The organism is Hymenobacter seoulensis (assembly GCF_054780535.1).
Window position 1 is genome coordinate 212,821 of sequence record NZ_BAAGWD010000002.1, and the last position, 20,073, is coordinate 232,893.

Genomic DNA, 20,073 nt, shown 5'->3' on the forward strand with positions numbered 1-20,073 from the left:
TAAGGCAATTGGGGGCCGAAAGGTTTGACTATTGGGTTAGCGGCTGCGGAATAGTTGCGTGATGCGCCACCACAGAGTGCGAGGTGAGAACCGCCGCAAGCCAACTTCTTCAAACTGTCCTTTAACATCTCCATCGAGAGAAACCTCTATAATAGTCTCAGGAGCAGCAATTACCTCTCTGGTTATAAAGCCAATACTACTTATTAACAGCACCATAGGCTGTGTATGTCCGGCAGGTATCTGCAGTTCAAACGTGCCATCAGAAGAGGTTGAAACCCCAGTGGTTGTTCCCTTAAGCAACACCGTCGCGCCAGGTAAGCCCGCACCATTCTGTTTTTCCAGTACGCGGCCTCTGATGACCATGAAAGGAGATGTTGGCAGCGGCGGACGAGCGGATGTCGCCACCATGCCCACCGTAACAGTAGTTACTGTTTTCACATCGGAACGCGACTGGGCGGTTGCCGGCGCTGTTGTAACGCCCAGGCCCAACAATGCTGCCACGGCCAGCAGACGGTTGCGCCATCCGGCGGAGGGCTCAGAAAGGGGCACAACTAGTGGTCGGTTCAATTGCTCCTGCCGAAACCGTCCGCAGGTTCCGCCGCTCGGCTGCCCTAGGAAGGCTACCACCTCGGCATCAGTCATGCGGGTGAAATCGACTACTACCGTGCTGCAGGCGGCGCAGTGGCGGCCTTGTGCGGCGGGCGACATGGCCTGCCAGTTTTCGTGGCAGGGCTTCGGAATGGTGAGTGTAGGGCGTTGAGGCATACAGCAACTAAGTGAGGTTGCTTATTTGATGCCGCGCTAGGTCACATTCCACACGAAAGCCACCATTATTTGACTTTGCTTTCCGCTTATATTCTCATGATAGGAAGCATGTATTTAGTTATCAGCTGATTATCAGGTGAAGAAAATCCTGTTCGGTTTCGTGCTTGATTTAACCTAGTAGCCTTGGGTCGGTAGCCAAACGCATCATTCTACTAGTAGCGGTAGCTTAGTTGGCTTGGTGAGTGCGCAGTAGTGCTAGCCCTCCGGAAGTAGCCAACCGGGCCACCCTCAATCAGCGGGTTCAAGCAGGAAGAAAAGGCCGCCGCCTGTCCGGCGTGCAGCCGACCGTCATTATTCTGTATCTTTTGCCCCTCTTAACCTCTCACTACTGCTTTGTCTACGCCCCTTCCACCCTCGCGCCTCAGCGGCCTGTTTCGCCGCAAAAGCCTGACTGATATTCTGCACAACCCGCCCGCCGATGCCGAAGGCCACGGCCCCGGCGACACCGGCGGCCTGGAGCGCCACCTCACCGTCCGCGACCTGACCTCGTTGGGAATTGCCGCCGTAATTGGAGCCGGCATCTTCAGCACCATTGGCAATGCCTCCCACGACGGCGGCCCAGCCGTATCGTTGCTGTTTGTGTTTACGGCCATTGCCTGCGCTTTTTCGGCGCTGTGCTATGCGCAGTTCGCGGCCACTATTCCCGTTAGCGGCTCGGCCTATACCTATGCCTACGCTTCTTTTGGCGAGCTAGCCGCCTGGATTATCGGGTGGGCGCTGATCATGGAATATGCCGTGGGCAACATTGTGGTGGCCATTTCCTGGTCTGACTACTTTACCGGACTCATGGACGGCATCGGGGTGCACATCCCCATCTGGCTTACCATGGGCATGCAAAGCGCCCACAAGCACTACAATGAGGTGTTGGCCCTGATGCAGTCCGGCAAACCCCTCTCGGATGCTACGGCTACCCAGCTGGCAGGCTACAACGCCTGGTCGGCGGCACCGGAGCTGTTCGGCGACTTGCGCCTGGTGGTTGATCTGCCGGCCGGCCTGATTACGCTGCTGATTACGGCCATTGTGTACATCGGCATCAAGGAATCCAAGAATGCTTCCAACCTGCTGGTGCTGCTCAAGCTGATTGTGGTAGCCACCGTTATTGGGGTGGGCGTATTCTACATTCAGCCAGCCAACTGGAGCCCGTTTGCCCCGAATGGAGTAGGCGGCGTGCTGAAAGGCGTATCGGCGGTGTTTTTTGCCTACATCGGCTTCGATGCCATCAGCACCACCGCCGAGGAGTGCAAAAACCCCCAGCGCGACTTGCCCCGGGCCATGATTTATGCCCTCATCATCTGCACCATCTTGTATGTGGTTATCACGCTGGTTCTCACCGGTATGGTGTCGTACAAAGAGCTTGGCGTGGGCGACCCGCTGGCGTTTGTGTTTCAGAAAGTTGGCCTTGACTGGCTGGCGGGGGTAGTAGCGGTGTCGGCTATTTTTGCCATGGCCTCGGTGCTGCTCGTGTTCCAGATTGGCCAGCCGCGCATCTGGATGACCATGAGCCGCGACGGGCTGCTGCCTCCGGTATTTGCCCGGGTGCACCCCCGGTTCCGCACTCCTTCGTTCAGCACCATCGTGACCGGGTTCTTTGTGGGCGTGCCGGCCTTGCTGCTCAACATGGACCTAGTAATCGACCTGACTTCTATCGGGACGCTGTTTGCCTTTGCGTTGGTGTGCGGCGGTATTTTGGTGATTGACCCGCACGGCCAGAGTGAAGCCCGCTTTAAAGTGCCCTACATCAACGGGCAGTTTCTGGTGCCGCTTATCATGCTGATTGGGCTGGGGCTGCTGTTCATGTACAACCAAGAGGGCCTGACGGAGTTCTGGAGTGCCGTGCGCGGCGACGGGGGCTACGAGGAGTTCCGCCACTACATCCCGATGCTGGTGTTCATCCTGTCGTGCATCATTCTGGCGTGGCTTTCGTTCCGCAAGCGCCTTTCCTTGCTGCCTACCCTCGGCTTGCTCACCAACCTCTACCTCATGACGCAGCTGGGCATCAACAACTGGCTGCTGTTCTTTGGCTGGCTGATTATCGGGCTGGCGTTGTACTTCAACTACGGCTTCAAGCACAGCAAGCTGGGCCTGAAAAAAGTAGCGGCGGCCCGGTAAGCCACCCCTTACTTTCAGTAGCTTCACAAACCCGTTGGCCGCAGTAGCCAGCGGGTTTGTTTTGTATGATGGCGACCCTAGTGGCCGCCGGTTTTTGCCTTTTCCGCCTTATGTCGGCTGCTACCCTTTCTTCTCTGGCCTCCCGTCTGGAAGCCTCCCGCCAAGAGCTGCTTGATTTAGGCCTGCGCAATCCGCTGCTTAACTTCCGGCTCTCAAAAGCGCAGGGCGTTGGGGTATTAGGCGAAGATGCCGCGACGGTGTATGAGGTGCTGGTGCGGCAAGGCAAAATCATGTATTTCCAGGCTGCACCCGAGCCAGCCTCGCAAGTGAATTCACCGCAGGTGCAAGATAGTGAGGGATTTGGCTCATTGCTGGGGCTAGTAAAACCCGCCGAAGTGCCAGCCGCTGAGGCACTTTCAGAAGCTGCGCGCCAAGCGGTACTAGCCGATAACAAGCTGCAAACTGCCGAGCCCCTGGCCAAGCTAGAAAGCCGGCTTCTGAACACCTACTACACTGCTCGTACCAGCCTCGAAGAGCAGGGCGTAAACATCCTGTATCTGGCCCTGGGCATGCTCACCTGGTATGAGGCTGCCAGCAGCGAAGAGCCGCGCCACGCGCCGCTGGTGCTGGTGCCGGTGCTGCTGGAGCGTGGCACCGCCGCCGAGCGGTTTAAGCTGCGCTACACCGGCGCCGAGGTAGAAGGCAACCTGTCCTTGCAGGCCAAGCTCAAAGCCAGCTTTGGGCTGCAGCTTCCCTTGCCGGAGCCAGAGGAAGAAATCAACGTAGCCCTCTACCTGGCTGCGGTAGCTGAGGCCGTGCGGGGCCTGCCTCGCTGGCAAGTCGAGCCGAACAGTATTGCGCTAGGTTTCTTCTCTTTCGGGAAGTTTATGCTGTACCGCGACCTAGACCCCGCCAACTGGCCTGCGGAAGCTTCTATCTTACATCATGCCGCCATAAAAGCTTTGCTGGGCACCGAAACCGGGTTTCAGGATGCCCCGCCTACACTCTCCGATACGGCTTTCTTGGACACGGAAAGCGCAGCCCACGAGTTGCACCAGGTGCTGGACGCCGACAGCTCGCAGCTGCTGGCCTTACTGGCCGTGCAGGAAGGCCGTAACCTGGTAGTGCAGGGCCCGCCCGGCACGGGCAAGTCGCAGACCATTGCCAACCTGCTGGCCGAGGCCATTGGAGCCGGCAAGAAAGTGCTGTTTGTAGCCGAGAAAATGGCCGCCCTGGAAGTAGTAAAGCGCCGCCTCGATAGCCTGGGCCTGGGCGCTGCCTGCCTGGAACTACATAGCCACAAAGCCAACAAAAAAGCCCTTCACGACGAGCTGAAAGCCACCCTCAGCCTCGGTCGTCCCGCCACCGCCACGTTGGTAGAAGACCAGATGGCCCAGCTCCCGCGCTACCGCACGGCCCTGAATGAGTATGCCTTGGCGGTGAATGCACCCTTGGGCCGCAGCCGCCGCACCGCCCAGCAAGTGGCCGGCGAGCTGCTACGCCTGCGCGACGAAACTGGTGCCCTGGAGCTGCCCCGCATTCCGTTCCAAAACCTGCCTGCTTGGACCGATGCTGATGCCGCCCACGCCGAAACCCTGGCCGCGCGGCTCCAGGCGGTGTTGCAGAAAGTAGGGGTGCCGCATAAACTGTTGTTCTGGGGAAGCGAGCGAACTGTTTTTCTTCCCGCTGAGCAGGCCGCCCTAGCCCATCAACTAACCGAAGCCCAGGCGGCCGTTGTCGGGTTACGGGAGGCCGCCTGCACACTGGCGCAGCACCTTGGCCTACCCCTCCCAACGGAGCGAACCGGCGCCGAACAATTGTTGCCCTCGGCCCGACATCTGCAGCTAGCCCCGCCGCTGGCCGAAACTGCTGTGGCAGAGGTTGCGTGGCTTCAGCAGGCTAGTAAAATTCAGGAGATGCTGCAGGCGGGGCAGGCCTATACTGCACTCCGGCTGCAACACGAGGCCACTTTATTGCCCGAAGCCTGGAACCAGCAACTGCTCCCGGAACGGGCCGCCCTGCTCACCTACGCCAACAAGTGGTGGAACTTCCTGAACGGCGATTATCGGCGGGCCCGCAAGCGTCTGCAAAGCCTGTGGCGCGGCGTATTGCCCAAAGAATCAGCGGGTATAGTGGACTGTATCGATGCCATTCAGGAAGCAGCCCGCCACGCCAAAACGCTCACGGAAGCAGCTGCCCTAGGGCAGCATCTTTTCGGAACTGCCTGGCAAGGCACCCGCTCCAACTGGCCGGCGCTGCAGCAAGTGCAAGCCTATATAACCCTAACGCACCAGCGAATTAAGCGCGGAGAGCTGCCGCTAGCCCTGCTGGAGTATCTAACCCAATCGCGCCGCCCTACTGAGGCAGCCCAGCCGCTAGCCGCCCTGGAGGCCGCTTTGGTGCGGCAGCGCACGGCGGTGCAAGCCGTGGTCGATGGGTTGCAGCTGAACGAGGTGCGTCGGTTCGGCCCGCAAGGGCGGTTGCAGTTTCAAGAGTTTGAAGCGCAACAAGCGACTCTGGCTGCCTGGGCCATTGACATACCCGCCCTGCTTCCGCTCACGGAGTGGAACAACGTTGCAGCGAGCGTACAAGCAGACGGCTTCCCGGAATTGCTGCTGTTGGCCGAGCGCTGGGAACTAGCGGCGCAGCACCTGGTAGCTGCCGTACGCCTGACGTGGCTGGAATATTTACAGAAGCTGGCCTCCGAGCAGCCCGCCCTGCGCCAATTCGAGCGCACCAGCCACGAAGAAACCGCCGCCCGATTTCGCCAAGCCGACCGCGACGCGCTGTATCACCACCGCGTACGGGCCCTGCGCCAACACTTTGAGCAGCTCCCACATCCGCAGGCTGGCGGACAAATGCTGCTGCTACGCAATGAATTTGCCAAGAAAACGCGCCATTTGCCGCTGCGTAAGCTGATGCAACAGGCCGGCCGCGCGGTGCAGGCCATCAAGCCCATTTTCATGATGTCGCCGCTTTCGGTGGCTAGTTTCCTGCCACCCGGCGCCGTAGAGTTCGACTTGGTGGTGTTCGATGAAGCCAGCCAAGTGAAGCCCGTGGATGCGCTGGGCGCCATTGCCCGCGGCAAGCAGCTAGTCGTAGTCGGCGACTCGAAGCAGCTGCCGCCCACTTCTTTTTTTGATTCCCTGACGGGCAGCGGGGAAGAGGCTGACGAGGAGAATGTGACGTCCGACATCCAAAGCATTCTGGAGCTGTGCAAGGCCCGCCAAATGCCTGAGCGGATGCTGCGCTGGCACTACCGCAGCCGGCATGAAAGCCTGATTGCAGCCTCCAATCATCTGTTTTACGACGATAAGCTGGTCATTTTTCCTAGCCCTGGCGGGCAAGGCAACCTGGGCCTTCTGTATCATCATCTGCCCCACACCCACTACGAGCGTGGCACCACGCGTACGAACCCACTAGAGGCGCAGGCTGTGGCCGAGGCCGTGTTGCACCACGCCCGCACCACCCCGGGCCTCACGTTAGGGGTAGTAGCTTTTAGCACGGCGCAGCGCCAGGCCATTCAGGATGTGCTGGAAAAGCGCCGCCGCCAACACCCCGAAACCGAGGAGTTTTTCAACCAGCACCCACACGAGCCGTTTTTCGTCAAGAACCTCGAAAATGTGCAGGGCGATGAGCGCGACGTGATTCTGATTAGTGTGGGCTACGGCCGCACCAAGGAAGGATACCTGGCCATGAGCTTCGGACCACTAAACGGCGAGGGCGGCGAGCGACGCCTGAACGTGCTTATTACTAGGGCCAAGCAGCGTTGCGAAGTGTTCACGAACCTTACCGCCGATGACCTAGACCTGAGTCGTACGCAGGCTAAAGGCGTAGCCGCCCTGAAAACCTTTCTAGCCTTTGCTCAGCACGGCCGCTTAAACCAGAACGAGGAAACCGGGCGCCCTATGGAGTCGCCGTTTGAGGCGGCGGTGCACCGTGCCCTTACGGCCCGCGGCTACCTCGTGCGGCCCCAAATCGGGAGCCAGGGCTTTTATATTGATCTGGCAGTGGTCGACCCCGACCAGCCGGGCCGCTACGTGCTGGGCATTGAGTGCGACGGCGCTATGTACCACAACGCCCGCTCGGCCCGCGACCGGGATCGGCTGCGCCAGCAAGTGCTGGAAGGCGTGGGCTGGCGTTTGCACCGCATCTGGAGCACCGACTGGCTTCGGGACCCGCAGCGCGCAACCGAACGCGCCATCCAGGCTATTGAAAATGCCCGCCACCGTCCTGCTCTTCAGGACCCAGCAAATCCGGAGCGCCCTGAAATACTAGCCCCCGTTCCTGCTTTAACCGGCATCGAGCGCGAGGCGGCCGCTAGCCCCGCCATGTTGGCCGAGCCGTATCAGCTAGCGCAACTGCCCGCCGCAGTAGCTCATCGGGAGTTGCACCAGCATAGCTTGGGCCAACTTTCTACTTGGCTGGCCTCTATTGTGCGCATTGAAAGTCCGGTTCACATTGAGGAGGCCACGCGCCGCCTGGCCCTGGCTAGCGGCGCCAGCCAAGTAGGGGCTCGCATCCGGAAAGCCGGTCAAGATGCTGCATTACTGGCCCAGAACCTGCGCCACTTACGCCGACAGGGCAACTTCCTGTGGGAAAACACCATGCAGCACCCGCCCCTACGCGACCGAAGCCAGCTGCCCGCCATTTCGCGTAAGCTCAGCTTTGTGGCTCCTGAGGAGCTGGCTCGGGCGCTGCGTACTGTGGTGGAGCACAGCTTTGCGCTCCCGCGAGAGGCTGTGTATCTGCCTGCCGTGCGCCTGCTTGGCTTCAGCCGCCTCACTCCCGACATGCGCCTGCTGCTGGAGCCCGCATTAGCCGGCTTACTGGAGCGCGGCGAGGTAGAGGAGGTAAACGGCGTGTTGAAGCCACTGGGGTAAAGATTCTGGTATGCTCAGTGTCGTCTGCGGGAAACCGTAGAAGAACACTGGGCGCCTATTACCCTGTGTCGTGGGCACTAGGGTGCCCACGCGCCCAAAGCAGCCAGAACGCTTGTAGCAGAACAGCAGATAATCCGGCGTGGTGGGCAACCCGTTCGGGGCAGAGGCTGCGTAGGTAGTTGCGTTCTTGCACCTTGCACCCATGGCCCGTTTGCTCCTGCTTTTTTCATTGCTCTTGCTGTGCCACCGCCCTGCCTCGGCGCAAACACAGCCTGCTGAAAGTGCGGCCTACACGAGTGCAGATCGAATGGTGGTGTATACGTTCGCCAACGACGCCTTTTTCCGCACCGACTACTATTTCACACAGGGTATGTCGTTGCTGGTAGTGCTACATTCTCTGCGCCACTCGCCCGTTAACAAGCTGCTAGGGCCTGTAATGACTGGAAGCGTGTTGCACCACGGCATTCAGCTGCACTATGATGGCTTTACGCCGCTGCGGATTCAGGACCCGTTTATCCGCCGCCAAGACCGACCCTACGCATCCTATATATACGCCGACTTGCTGCGTGTAGCCACGGTTCCTGCGCGTCAGTTGCGCCTTACTTCGGGGCTTCAAGTAGGCATTATGGGGCCGGCCGCTGGTGCCAAAGGTTTCCAGACTACGCTGCATGAGTGGCTAGGCGCCCCCACGCCTCGAGGTTGGGACTACCAAATTCGCAATGATGTGGTGCTGGGCTACGAAGTGAAGCTAGAAAAGCAGTTGGCTGCCGTGGGGCGCGGTGTAGAGCTAATTGGAAGTGGCGCTGCGGCCCTCAGCACACTCTATACCTATGCAGGTGCTGGTGCAAGGCTGCGTGTAGGAATTCTGAATCCTTATTTCAGCCAATGGAACGTGGCCTCTCGCAGTAGTAACAGCGGCCGGCGGCGCCTGCAGCTTTACACGGAAGGCCAGCTTACCGGGCGCCTTGTGGGCTACAACGCCACGCTGCAAGGCGGCCTACTGCGCTCTGATAACCCGTATACACTGCCGGCTCGCGCCATCAATCGGGCTGTGGGCCAGGCTACAGGCACTGTAGGGCTGGGCATGGAGGGAGTGCGGCTGGAAGCCTCCGCCGTCTGGATTTCTCCGGAATTTCGGGGTGCTCGGCAGCACCGTTGGGTGCAGTTTGGGGTAGCGGTAGCGTTCTAAGTAACTCAGCTAGCCTACTTTGCCCGATGAATAATGGCGACGCTGATCAGGATGATAACCATGCCTAGCAAGTGCCAGAGGTTAAACTGTTCCCCATCGAGCAAGCCCCAGCCTAGGGCCATAATAGGCACCAAGTACGTGTTGGAGGCGGCAAATAATGCCGTTGAGCTTTGAATAAGCTTGTTGAAAAGCACCATGGCCACGGCTGTGCTCATGGTAGCCAGCAACGCAATGTAGCCGAAGGCCGTCCAGGCGCCAGGTACGGTAGCGAGTTTGTGCAGGAACTGCGTGCCTACCAGCAAGTAAGCCAGAGCCGGCCCGCCAATGAACAGGAGCAACAACCCCGTAACCGCTAGGGCCGGAATGCCATGAAAGTGATGCTTAATGATGTTGACGCTAAAGCCGTAGCCCAGCGTAGCCAGCACAATATACAGGCCGTACCAAGCATTGCTTTCCCCAGTAGGGGTAGCATCGCCGCCGCTGCCACCCAGCAGCATCAACACCACCGTGCCTGCTAGCCCCAGTCCGATGCCCAACACGCGTAAGCCGGTTAGTTTCTGCCCAAAAAACGCGGCCCCCACTACTAGGGTAAACACGGCAGTAAGGGCATTCAGTACGCCCGCCAGCCCAGATGCCATCTTGGTTTCAGCATACGCAAACAGAAAGGCCGGAATCAGGGTGCCTACCACGCCGCTCAGCACCAACCACTTAAAGCGGCTCCGTTCCACCTTGCCAATGTGTTTAAGCGCAAACGGCAACAGCAGCAGCGCCGCCACACTTACCCGTGCCGCGCCTAGCTCCAGCGCCGAAAATACCACCAGTCCTTTCTTCATTAGAATAAAAGACGTGCCCCAAATAGTAGCCAGTACCAGCAGCAACACCCAGGCCGAGGCCGGTGTGCGGTGGGGTGGGGGCGAGGCCACGGCGGCCGGGCTAGGAGCCGAAGAAACAACCGGGGCGGGGGCAGTAGGCATGAGGGGTGCGGGTGATAATAGAGCGAAGGGGAGAAGAGCAAAAAAGAAAAAGTGCCGAAAAAAGCCGTCATGTTGAGCTTGTCGAAGCATCGCTACCGCTTAGTCCTCACGATTGAGTTAGCTAGCGGTAGCGATGCTTCGACAAGCTCAACATGACGGCCTAAATAAAGTCTAGGCTACCAGCATCGGCTCAGCAGCAATAATTTCATCCATGATGGCGTGGATTTCGGCGGGGTCGTTGCTGTCTACGAGGCGGGTGCGCCACTGGCGGGCACCTTCCAAGCCCCGGAAGTACTGGGCATAGTGGCGGCGCATCTCAAACACACCGGCTCGTGGGCCTTTCCATTCCAGGCTCTTTTCAAAGTGCATGCGGCAGGCTTGCACGCGCTCCTCTACGGTAGGGGGCGGCAGCAGCTGGCCAGTAGCTGCATAGTGCTTCACTTCCCGGAAAATCCAGGGGTAGCCGATGGCAGCGCGGCCAATCATCACGCCATCAACGCCGTAGCGGTTTTTGTATTCCACGGCTTTTTGGGGCGAGTCGATGTCGCCGTTGCCGAAGATGGGAATTTTGATGCGCGGGTTGTTTTTGATGCGGCCAATCAGGTCCCAGTCGGCGTCGCCCTTGTACATCTGCACGCGGGTGCGGCCGTGTACGGTAAGCGCTTCAATACCAATGTCCTGCAGGCGCTCAGCTACGTCTTCTACGTTTTTGGTGGAGTCGTCCCAACCCAGGCGGGTTTTTACCGTCACGGGCAAGTGGGTGGCGCGCACGACGGCTGAGGTCATTTCTACCATCTTCGGAATGTCGCGGAGCAGGGCTGCACCGGCGCCCCGGCAGGCCACTTGCTTTACCGGGCAACCGTAGTTGATGTCGATAAGGTCGGGGCCGGCTTCGGTGCTGATGCGGGCGCATTCGCCCATCGTTTCCACATCGGACCCGAACAGCTGAATGCCAATAGGCCGCTCGTAGTCAAACACATCGAGCTTCTGACGACTTTTGGCCGCGGCCCGGATCAGGCCTTCCGAGGAAATAAACTCGGTGTACATCAAATCAGCCCCTCCTTCTTTGCACACGGCCCGGAATGGCGGGTCTGAAACGTCCTCCATGGGCGCGAGCAATAAGGGGAAATCGGGCAGGGCAATGTTGCGGATGTGTACCACGGCAGGCTATTCTAGTATTTTGCGCAAATTTACGACTATATCGGGGTCTTAGAGACCGGAGTGCGGAAGGACTAGGCTGCGAAGCCGCTCAAAGTCCTGCTCGTGTACCGGTTTATCGTTCTCAGGCACCTAGCGTTTCACGTTCTAAGCTCCCAAGACCCCAAACGGTTATGAAAGGTTTCGTCTCCAGCCGGTTGCACCCTTTGGCTAACCTAGCGCTGCTGCTGGTGTTGCTGGTGGCCACGTTTTGCGTAACCAGCCTGCTCATTGCGGTATGCAGCAACCTCATTTTTGGGGTTGGCTTATTTGAAATGGGCAACGTAACGCAACGGCCTGCCGACTACCCTAATGGGTGGGGCGTATCCATGCTGAGCCAGGGCTTGCTACTGCTTGGAGGTTTTGGTGGGGCTGCGTTGGCGTTGGCGTCTTTGACGGGCTTCCGGTGGTTGGATTATTTCACGCCGCGGCGGCCCGTGCCCTGGCAGTGGCTAGTGCTGGCCATGCTGCTGATTATTGCCAGCTTGCCCGCTATGTCGGTGTTGGTGGAATGGAACGCCAAGGCGCATTTTCCGGCGTTTCTGAGCGACTGGGAAAAGGCGGCGCGGGAGCTAGAAGACCGAGGCCAGCAAATTACCCGCTACCTCACCCGTTTCTCGTCGCCGCTGCGGTTTGTGGTGGCCGTGCTGGTTATTGCGGTGGTGCCGGCCGTAAGTGAGGAGCTGTTTTTTCGGGGCGTCATTCAGCGCAACCTTGTGCAATGGACGTCGCGGCACGTGGGCATTTGGCTGGCGGCGGCCCTGTTTAGCGCCATTCACTTTCAGTTCTTCGGGTTTGTACCCCGGTTTGTGCTAGGGCTGGTGCTCGGCTACTTATATGAGTGGAGCGGCAATATTCTGGTGCCCATGGCGGCGCACTTCGCCCAGAACGGCTTTCAGCTAATCTTGCTCTATAACGCCCAGCAGCAATGGGCCGCTTCTGATTTCGACCCTGACTCTACGGAAAGCCTGCCGTGGTATTTGGTGCTGTTCTCCCTAGGTGCCTGCGCCGCTTTGCTGTGGTACTTGCGCCGCCAAATGCAGCAGCCCCGCGCCGACCGGCTGCCTTCTGAGATGCACACCCTCGGCAGCCACGGCGTGGCCGTTCGGCAGGCAACCGCCACGCCGCCCGCCGCCCGCACCCTCAGCCACGACGGGGTAGATACTACCCGGTTTGAGTAGCGCCCCGGCCTAGTACTTATTGGCTTGCTGAATACTTCTGTTCCTACTATCACTCTCCCTCTTGGCCTCTTCTCCCGCTCCTGCCCCGCCCTCCACTACCGAGCCGCCGGCTGGCAAACCGCCCATGTCTAACCTGTCCCAGCGTATTCTCTTCGGGGTTATCGGGGCCGTGCTGCTGCTTGGCAGTGTGTGGTACAGCGCCTGGACCTTTGCCCTGTTTTTTGGGGTAGTACAGATGCGGATGCTATGGGAGTTTTACCGCATGATGCGCCATGCTGGCTACAAACCGGCGGCCCTCTTCGGCGGCTCACTGAGCCTAGTATTATTTGCTGGTATTCTGCTGGTTAGCCGGGTTCTTGATCTGCCTCCAGAAGGCCGCTACCTGGTTGATAACTACGCCAGCCATGCCGGATATGTGCTGGTAGGCATTATTACGCTGCTCCCCACCGTCCTGATTCTGCGAGAAATGTACGAGTGGCCGCGTGAAAATCAGTCGTTTACGCCCTTTGCTAATGTGGGTGTTGCCTTACTGGGGTTGCTCTATGTGAGCCTGCCGATGAGCCTGCTGAGTGTGGTGGCTTTCGATGCCCAGGGCTACGACTACCGCCGCGTGTTTGCGCTGCTGCTGCTGGTGTGGTCGTCGGATATTGGGGCGTACGCCGCCGGCAAAACCTTGGGCAAGCACAAGTTGGCGCCTAAAATTTCGCCCGGCAAAACCTGGGAAGGGGCCGTTGGGGGTTTCTTACTGACGTTGGTCATGGGGTGGGCCCTAGGATATCTGCTACCTGAACTTTCACTAAGCTACCGCCTGCTGGTAGCGGGCGTAGTGGCCCTGTTTGGCCCGCTCGGCGACCTAGCCGAATCCATGCTCAAGCGCAGCGTAGATGTGAAAGATTCCGGCCGCATTATGCCCGGGCACGGCGGTCTCCTCGACCGGTTCGATGCCTTCCTGTTCATTCTGCCTGTGCTGGCTTTCCTGCAATTGCTGTTCGGGTAAGTGTTGTTTTGAGAAGCGCTACTAAAAAAGCCAATCAGCCTAAATTCAGCTGATTGGCTTTTTTGTGAAAAACAGGAACTGTTTTTGCTAAGATGCCTGACTTTTAGGGCGGAAACCGGTAAAACGTATTGCCATACTTAGCCTAGGGTTAAAACCTAGCTAAACCGTAAGGTAAACGCGGCACATGACCGGCTCCAGTCGGTCTGCGTATGGCATAAACCTACTACCTTTGACCACCCAAATTACCCTGTGCGCGGCTGCGGCTCCCACCGCTTAGGTCGCCAGTTTTCTTTATTCTCACCCACCCAACCCCCCAACCCCGTATGGCTGCCACCACGGTGTACAAAGAGCCGGCTCCTCGCGTTGATGCCGAAAACCCCCTGGAATCCATGATGTCGCGTTTCAACGTGGCCACTGAAATTCTAGGACTTGACGATGAAACCTATAACGTACTGAAGGCCCCCGACAAGCAGGTGATTGTACATATCCCTGTGACGATGGACAACGGCAAAGTACGGGTGTTTGAAGGCTACCGCGTGGTGCACAACACCATCCTAGGCCCTTCAAAAGGCGGTATCCGCTACGACAACAACGTGCACCTGGACGAGGTGAAGGCCCTAGCAGCTTGGATGACGTGGAAGTGCGCCGTGGTTGATATTCCGTACGGCGGTGCCAAAGGCGGCATCATCTGCGACCCCACCACCATGAGCGCCGGCGAAATTGAGCGCCTGACTCGTGGTTACACGCTTTCGATGAAAGACGTGTTCGGCCCCGACCGCGACATTCCGGCTCCTGACATGGGTACCGGCCCGCGCGAAATGGCCTGGCTCATGGACGAGTTTAGCAAAACAGTAGGCGCTACCTCGCCAGCTGTGGTAACTGGTAAGCCCCTGGTAATGGGTGGCTCACTGGGCCGTACCGAGGCTACTGGCCGCGGCGTAATGGTATCAACGCTAGCTGCTATGAAGAAGCTGGGCATGGTGCCTACGCAGGCATCGGCGGTGGTACAGGGCTTCGGCAACGTGGGCACCTGGGCCGCCAAGCTGCTGAGCGAGAAAGGCGTGAAAATTAAAGGCATTTCCGATATCAGCGGCGCCTACTGGAATGAAAACGGCATCAACATCGACGAAGCCGTAGCGTACAAAAACGCGCACAAAGGTCGCCTCGATGGGTTCACGGGCGCTACCCTCATGGACGACGCCAACGACCTGCTGCTAGCTGACGTGGATGTGCTGGTGCCTGCTGCCGTGGAAGATGTTATCACGGAGCACAACGCCCACGACATCCGGGCCAAGCTGATTGTAGAGGGCGCGAACGGCCCTACGTCGGCTTCCGCTGACCCTATCATCAACGAGAAAGGTATAATGGTGGTGCCCGATATCTTGGCCAACTCGGGTGGGGTAACGGTTTCTTACTTCGAGTGGGTGCAGAATCGCCAGGGCTTTAAGTGGACCGAGGAAATGGTAACTGAGCGCGCCGACCGCATCATGAACGATGCCTTCGAGAAAGTGTACGCTACCTCCCAGAAGTATAACATTCCGATGCGCATTGCCGCTTATGTAGTGGCCATCGATAAAGTAGCTCAGACCTACAAGTTCCGCGGCGGCTTCTAAGAAGTTGCGACACGGCCGGCAAGTAAGCGGTTTAAGTCTGTTGGAGGGCTAGTAAATCGCCTACGGCTGAGCTGCCGGCTCATGTCTCGGAACTAGCTATATTTGCTCTCGGATAGCCCGGGCCTGCTGGCTCGGGCTATCTTTGTGCAAGCCCGCTGCCTGTTTCTGGAAAGAAATAGCAGGGCGGTACATTACCTGTTTCTGAAAAAAGCGTCTGAATTAGCATAATCTGCGTATTCAGCGCAAATCAGCGATTTATGAAGATCCACAAAGAAGGACGACGTATTCTGTTCTTTACGCTACTGGCCCTGCTGGCTGCGAACTTGCTGCTGTTCCGCTACAATGCTGAAAACGATGGCGTAAACAAGGTATTCGCCGTGATTTCGGTGATAGTATTCCTGACGCTGCTCCAGTTTTTCCGTAGCCCCGCCCGGCGCTTGTTCACCCACGAAGACCTAGTCATTGCGCCTGCCGACGGCAAGGTGGTCGTGATTGAGAACGTGCACGAGCCGGAATACTTTGATGATCAGCGCAAGCAGATCAGCATCTTCATGTCGCCGATTAACGTGCACATCACCCGGAACCCTATTTCGGGCATTGTGCGCTACTTCAAGTATCACCCCGGCAACTATCTGGTGGCCTGGCACCCCAAAAGCAGCACCAAAAACGAGCGCACCACGGTAGTAGTGGAGTCGGAAGCTGGTCCGTTTGTGCTGTTCCGCCAGATTGCCGGCGCTATGGCCCGCCGAATTGTGTGGTACGTAAACGAAGGCGACGAAGTAAGCCAGGGCGAAGAGTTTGGCTTCATCAAATTCGGCTCCCGCGTGGACATTTTCGTGCCCCTTGATACGGAAGTGAAAGTGCAGATTGGCGAAAAGGTAAAAGGCGGCCAAACCATCATTGCCCAGCTCAAAACCGAAGCTCCTTCGCTTTTTTAATACCGAATAGGCCCGACACTAGCATCGATATAGTGCCAAACCCCTACAGCAGCAGCGCCCGCCTCAATACTGAGGCGGGCGCTGCTGCTGTAGGGGTTTGGCCGGTAATCAGGCCTAGGGCTGCACCACAGCCTGAATGGCGGGGTCAGAAATTGAAAACTCCTGGCCATTGGGCATAGTGCGGGCTATCATCTGCCGCCACTGGTGGCCAGCCGAACGATACCACACCACAGCACCTGGCTGCGTTAGTCCGCCCAGGACTTGCCCGTACATAGTGCGCTGCTTTTTTTGCTTTGAGGTAGGGTCGGTATAGGGGTAGGTGCAGAGGTATTTGTCATCGGTATACACCCATTCCATAGCTACAAAGAACCCACCAGCAGGTGCCGTAAGGCCAAAGCGGCGCAGGTCAACGACTATCCAGCCCGGCTGGGTGGCCGCCGCCAGCACCGACTCAGTGAGCAAATCGGTGCCGGGGGAGATGCCAGGGCCGTCGGCTGCGTACACCCGCACCCGAAACGGGGCCTGATGCATATCCTTGCAGCTGCCGATATTCTTTTTCTTGACAAAGAAACGAGCCTCGGTCAGCGTTACCGGCGCGGTGGTAGGGAAGTACCGGGCAATCTGCCACCCCGTGTTTTTGGTGGTCGAAAGCCCCGTTTGGCTGTACCCGCGCACGTTGAAGTTGCCGGAGGTAGGCCCCAGAACTAAGGTGGGAGCCGCCCGCACTACCACTTCCCGCAAGGAAACCGGTAAGGGCTCCAGCATCAGGCGGAAGGAAGCAGTGGAATTAGGCAGTACCACGCGGCGTGGCCGGTAGCCCAACGCTGTGACGGTAAGCGAATCGTGAGGGGTTACGGCTGCGGGAAGGGGTAGCGAAAAACGGCCCGCCTCGTCGGCCTGCACGCCTTGCTGTTGCGCGGGCAGCTCAATCACTGCAAAGGGCACTGCGGTTCCCTGAGGGTCGTGGACGGTGCCCGTAAGGGTTTGTTGGGCCAACAGGGATAGGGCACCCATACTTAATCCCATAGTAAGTAACAGGCGCATCAGAAGCTATGAGCTAGCAGCATAAAAAAACCGAATAGCAGAGCGAAGCTATTCGGTTTTAAAAGAAATATAGCGCGAATGATATTAAAGGGTGACTGCGGCGTCAGGTTCAGGTAAAGCAGCGGCGTCATGCGGCAACTGGTAGTGCAGCAGCGTAGTGCCATCGGGCCAGGTTTGAGTACGTAGCAGCACGGTGGCTTGTGGGTGAGGCTGAGGCCGCCAGAGCGTAATGCCCGAGCCCAGCAGCTGGGGCACAATGAACAGCATAATCTCATCAATCAGGCGGGCGGCCAGCAGAGGCGCCGCCAGCGTGCTGCCCCCAATCAGCCAGATGGTGTTGCCGGGCTGCTGCTTTAGCTTACTAACAAAGCTAGTGGGGTCTTCGGATACAAAATGCACGGAGGGGTGCGCCGGCTCAGTGGGCGGGCGGTGCGTAAAAACGTAGTTGGTAAGCGTGGGGTAGGGCCACTCCCCGAAGGTGAGCACCTGCTCGTAGGTAGCCCGACCCTGCAGCGTAACGTCGGCCGTGGCCAGAAAATCGGCATAGCCGTAGTCCTCGCCGGGGGGCGGAGTCGGCAGCCATTCAACGGAACCATCAGGAGAGGCAATGTAGCCATCGAGGCTAGTCGCAATGTACAGAACGACTTTACGCATGGGTGGGAGGTAGTGGTTGGGTGGGAGTGGTAGGCAAACGAGGGGCAGGACCACTAGCCGCGCAAGCCGCTAGTGGCATAGATCAGGAGCGAGGAAAAGGAGCAGAATAACCCAGTTTGGCGCAGTTGGCTACTGCCAGCAAATGGGAGAAGTTCTAACTAGCTGTAAAATACAACTTCTTTCGTCGCGGCAAGCACTTTTGGCTGGCGCCTTGGTGTTTGGCGTTTCTTTCAACTGTGCCAGGTTTTATAAGGTTGCGCCCGAACCTAAAACAGCCAGCGCGGCCTCCCAGTGCTACCAGCAAGCCTAGTTGCGGACTGCTGCCTACCTTCGCAGTAGCAGTTGCCTGTTGGCTATTAAGGCTGGCAAGAATGTGACTGCGCCTGAACCACGCAACCTGCCCGGGCGGAGCGTTGGTGCGCAGGCCTGAAACCTTATTCGCCTTTTTTGATTTCTGCTGCTATGGCCGAAGAACTGCACCTCGATACAACCCTCACCAAAGCGGAGCAATACCGCCAGCTACTACCCCAAATTGAAGCCCTAACCACCGGCGAGCCGGACTTGGTGGCTAACCTGGCTAATACTGTGGCAGCCCTGCGGCAGGCTTTCGGCTTTTTCTGGGTTGGTTTTTACCTGGTGAAGCAAGATGAGCTGGTATTAGGTCCTTTTCAGGGACCCATTGCCTGCACCCGCATCCGGCGCGGCAAAGGCGTGTGCGGCAGCAGCTGGCAGCAAGCCGCTACGCTGCTAGTGCCTGATGTAGAGGAGTTTCCCGGGCACATTGCCTGCAGCTCCGATTCCAAATCGGAAATTGTAGTGCCCGTCATCAAAGATGGCCATGTAGTAGCCGTGCTCGATGTGGACAGCGACAAGCTCAACGACTTTGACCACGACGACCAGCAGGCCCTTGAACAGCTGATGCCGCTGGTAGCCAGTTGGTTTTAACTCCGCGTGGGCTGAAGCTTCGGGGGGGCTAGCTGAAGTATGCCGCCTGAGTCTGGACTAAGGTTCAGGCCACCACGAGGCCTAGGGTTCTGCCCAGCACCCCAACATCCGTGCTAGGGCTGGGTTGGCAACCAAGGCCGGTGCTAGTGCGTTGCAGAACCTTCCTGTCTCCGACCGTTTATCCATCCTTTCTGCGGTCTTTCTTTTGCTCCTGTATGCCGCCTAGTGCCCTTGCTCTGAGAACTGTTGAAGTAACCCGCTACGTCACGCCGCTGCGGGAAGGCGGCTCCCTACCCGCTCTGGCTGAGGCCGACGACGAGTTCCTGTACGTGCTCAAGTTTCGGGGCGCTGGGCAGGGCGTGAAAGCCCTGATTGCGGAGCTAATTGTGGGCGAAATGGCCCGCGTACTGGGTCTGCGAGTTCCAGAGCTGGTGTTTTGTGAGCTGGATGTGGCCTTTGGCCGCAGTGAGCCCGATGAGGAAATTCAGGACCTGTTGCGCGCCAGCACCGGGCTCAACCTAGGCCTGCACTACCTCTCGGGCGCCAGCACTTACGACCCCCTAGTGAATACCATTGAGCCCCGGCTCGCTTCCCAAATTGTGTGGCTTGACAGCCTAACGCTAAACGTAGACCGCACCGCCCGCAATACCAACCTACTGATGTGGCACAAGGAGCTCTGGCTGATTGACCACGGCGCCGCCCTCTATGTGCACCATGCCGGCCCGGGCTGGGCACAGCCAGAAAAGCACCGCACCTTTGCCCAGGTGAAAGACCACGTGTTACTACCCCAGGCCAGCGAGCTAACCGCCGTTGATGCCGAAAGTCGCGCGCTTCTGACTCCCGAAATCCTCCGGACTATTGTGGCCACCGTGCCTGAGGAGTGGCTGCAAGTAGCCGCCGGCCCTGATAGCACTGCCCAGGAGCAGCGTGAGGCGTATATCCAGTTCCTGGAGGCCCGCCTGGCCACCTCCGACCTTTTTGTTCAAGAAGCTCAGCATGCCCGCAATGCACGTATTTGAGTATGCCGTGTTACGCGTGGTGCCCCGCGTGGAGCGTGAGGAATTCCTCAACGTCGGGGTAATCCTGTATTGCCGTGAGCAGGGCTTTTTGCAGGTTCACGTTGCCCTGCCCGAAGCACGCCTGCAGGCATTCACTAGCCCGGAGTCTGCCCTGGACCTCGATGATCTGAAGGCGCGCCTGCACTCGTTTGAGCGAATCTGTCAGGGACGCGCAACCGGCGGACCCATCGGGCAGCTACCTATTGCCGAGCGGTTCCGCTGGCTCACGGCCACGCGCAGCACCATTGTGCAAACCTCGGCGGTACATCCGGGCCTCTGCGAAGATGCTGCTGCCACCTTAGCGCGCTTATTTCAACAATTGGTAGCGTAACAACACTTGGTTTCCATTCACTACTGAGCGTCATTCCTGCCTTCCCTAGGTCCAGAATGGCGCTCAACCCTGTGTAAGGTGAGGCCACAACCAACTCGTGTTACGCTTGCTTACCTGCAAAAGAAAAAGGCCAAA

The 20,073-nt window shown here is 58.5% G+C and carries 15 protein-coding genes; 10 read left to right on the top strand and 5 right to left on the bottom strand.

Features of this window, described 5'->3' with window-relative positions; genetic code table 11:
- Window positions 1-36: 36 nt before the first annotated feature.
- Window positions 37-765 (bottom strand): carboxypeptidase-like regulatory domain-containing protein, encoded by a 729-nt coding sequence (locus tag ACYVHC_RS08750; protein ID WP_460613310.1) that lies wholly within the window; start codon window positions 763-765, stop codon window positions 37-39.
- Between the two features lie 393 nt (window positions 766-1,158).
- Here ACYVHC_RS08750 and ACYVHC_RS08755 point away from each other — a divergent pair, with 393 nt between their 5' ends.
- The 3 genes from ACYVHC_RS08755 to ACYVHC_RS08765 all read left to right on the top strand — a co-directional run bounded on the left by ACYVHC_RS08755 (window position 1,159) and on the right by ACYVHC_RS08765 (window position 9,006).
- The gene (locus tag ACYVHC_RS08755; protein ID WP_460613311.1) at window positions 1,159-2,934 is read left to right on the top strand and encodes an amino acid permease; all 1,776 of its coding nucleotides are present in this window, start codon (window positions 1,159-1,161) and stop codon (window positions 2,932-2,934) included.
- A 110-nt stretch (window positions 2,935-3,044) separates the two neighbouring features.
- Window positions 3,045-7,817, top strand: a complete 4,773-nt coding sequence (locus ACYVHC_RS08760) for a DUF3320 domain-containing protein (protein ID WP_460613312.1) — start codon at window positions 3,045-3,047, stop codon at window positions 7,815-7,817.
- Between the two features lie 202 nt (window positions 7,818-8,019).
- A complete protein-coding gene (locus tag ACYVHC_RS08765) occupies window positions 8,020-9,006 on the top strand; it encodes a lipid A-modifier LpxR family protein (RefSeq protein WP_460613313.1) in 987 nt (328 codons plus the stop codon).
- Between the two features lie 14 nt (window positions 9,007-9,020).
- Here ACYVHC_RS08765 and ACYVHC_RS08770 read toward each other — a convergent pair whose 3' ends face one another.
- Window positions 9,021-9,980: a DMT family transporter gene (locus tag ACYVHC_RS08770; RefSeq protein WP_460613314.1), complete on the bottom strand. Its 960-nt coding sequence runs from the start codon at window positions 9,978-9,980 to the stop codon at window positions 9,021-9,023.
- Between the two features lie 171 nt (window positions 9,981-10,151).
- Window positions 10,152-11,141, bottom strand: coding sequence for a tRNA dihydrouridine synthase (gene dusB / locus ACYVHC_RS08775; RefSeq protein WP_460613315.1), 990 nt, complete (start codon window positions 11,139-11,141; stop codon window positions 10,152-10,154).
- Between the two features lie 170 nt (window positions 11,142-11,311).
- Between dusB and ACYVHC_RS08780 the strand changes: the two genes are divergently transcribed.
- The 4 genes from ACYVHC_RS08780 (at window position 11,312) to ACYVHC_RS08795 (ending at window position 15,906) form a co-directional block, all read left to right on the top strand.
- On the top strand, window positions 11,312-12,358 hold the full coding sequence (locus ACYVHC_RS08780) for a CPBP family intramembrane glutamic endopeptidase (RefSeq protein WP_460613316.1): 1,047 nt from the start codon (window positions 11,312-11,314) through the stop codon (window positions 12,356-12,358).
- A 61-nt stretch (window positions 12,359-12,419) separates the two neighbouring features.
- The gene (locus tag ACYVHC_RS08785) at window positions 12,420-13,355 is read left to right on the top strand and encodes a phosphatidate cytidylyltransferase (protein ID WP_460613317.1); all 936 of its coding nucleotides are present in this window, start codon (window positions 12,420-12,422) and stop codon (window positions 13,353-13,355) included.
- Between the two features lie 323 nt (window positions 13,356-13,678).
- Window positions 13,679-14,968, top strand: a complete 1,290-nt coding sequence (locus ACYVHC_RS08790; RefSeq protein WP_460613318.1) for a Glu/Leu/Phe/Val family dehydrogenase — start codon at window positions 13,679-13,681, stop codon at window positions 14,966-14,968.
- A gap of 257 nt (window positions 14,969-15,225) precedes the next feature.
- Window positions 15,226-15,906 carry a phosphatidylserine decarboxylase gene (locus tag ACYVHC_RS08795; RefSeq protein WP_460613319.1) on the top strand — a complete coding sequence of 227 codons (681 nt, stop codon included), beginning with the start codon at window positions 15,226-15,228 and terminating at the stop codon, window positions 15,904-15,906.
- Between the two features lie 114 nt (window positions 15,907-16,020).
- Here ACYVHC_RS08795 and ACYVHC_RS08800 read toward each other — a convergent pair whose 3' ends face one another.
- Together ACYVHC_RS08800 and ACYVHC_RS08805 are read right to left on the bottom strand one after the other, a co-directional pair.
- Window positions 16,021-16,920 carry a carboxypeptidase regulatory-like domain-containing protein gene (locus tag ACYVHC_RS08800; protein WP_460613320.1) on the bottom strand — a complete coding sequence of 300 codons (900 nt, stop codon included), beginning with the start codon at window positions 16,918-16,920 and terminating at the stop codon, window positions 16,021-16,023.
- Window positions 16,921-17,034: 114 nt separating this feature from the next.
- Window positions 17,035-17,604: a dihydrofolate reductase family protein gene (locus tag ACYVHC_RS08805; RefSeq protein WP_460613321.1), complete on the bottom strand. Its 570-nt coding sequence runs from the start codon at window positions 17,602-17,604 to the stop codon at window positions 17,035-17,037.
- A 462-nt stretch (window positions 17,605-18,066) separates the two neighbouring features.
- Here ACYVHC_RS08805 and ACYVHC_RS08810 point away from each other — a divergent pair, with 462 nt between their 5' ends.
- The 3 genes from ACYVHC_RS08810 to ACYVHC_RS08820 all read left to right on the top strand — a co-directional run bounded on the left by ACYVHC_RS08810 (window position 18,067) and on the right by ACYVHC_RS08820 (window position 19,938).
- Window positions 18,067-18,549 (top strand): GAF domain-containing protein, encoded by a 483-nt coding sequence (locus ACYVHC_RS08810; RefSeq protein WP_460614302.1) that lies wholly within the window; start codon window positions 18,067-18,069, stop codon window positions 18,547-18,549.
- A gap of 215 nt (window positions 18,550-18,764) precedes the next feature.
- Window positions 18,765-19,568: a HipA family kinase gene (locus ACYVHC_RS08815; RefSeq protein WP_460613322.1), complete on the top strand. Its 804-nt coding sequence runs from the start codon at window positions 18,765-18,767 to the stop codon at window positions 19,566-19,568.
- On the top strand, window positions 19,546-19,938 hold the full coding sequence (locus tag ACYVHC_RS08820; RefSeq protein WP_460613323.1) for a DUF3037 domain-containing protein: 393 nt from the start codon (window positions 19,546-19,548) through the stop codon (window positions 19,936-19,938). Before ACYVHC_RS08815 ends, ACYVHC_RS08820 begins: the two co-directional genes overlap by 23 nt.
- Window positions 19,939-20,073: the final 135 nt, after the last annotated feature.